Annotated in this window: 1 rRNA gene; it reads left to right on the top strand. The window is 48.8% G+C overall.

The features are described 5' to 3' along the window. Positions 1-488: ribosomal RNA gene (locus ACTHSL_RS12915) — 16S ribosomal RNA — on the top strand; the annotation flags it as partial.

Below are 488 nucleotides of genomic sequence, written 5' to 3'. Positions count from 1 at the left end.
CGTCAGATGTGTATAAGAGACAGCCTACGGGTGGCTGCAGTCGAGAATCTTTCGCAATGGGCGAAAGCCTGACGAAGCGACGCCGTGTGAGCGATGAAGGCCTTAGGGTTGTAAAGCTCTTTCGCCTGTGAACAAGAGAGGTTAACTAATATTTAGCCAATTTGAGCGTAGCAGGTAAAGAAGCACCGGCTAACTCTGTGCCAGCAGCTGCGGTAATACAGAGGGTGCAAGCATTAATCGGATTTATTGGGCGTAAAGAGCGCGTAGGCGGGTTTTTAAGTCAGATGTGAAATCCTGGGGCTCAACCCCAGAACAGCATTTGAAACTGAAAATCTTGAGGGTAGTCGGAGAAAATGGAATTCCACGTGTAGCGGTGAAATGCGTAGATATGTGGAAGAACACCGGTGGCGAAGGCGATTTTCTAGATTATACCTGACGCTGAGGCGCGAAAGCAAGGGGATCAAACAGGATTAGATACCCTTGTAGTC

Source organism: Neisseria sp. P0008.S010, assembly GCF_051962715.1.
Classification (GTDB): Bacteria; Pseudomonadota; Gammaproteobacteria; order Burkholderiales; family Neisseriaceae; genus Neisseria; species Neisseria elongata.
Note: the sequence above shows the minus strand (reverse complement) of the source record. Positions and strands in the feature narration are given on the sequence as shown.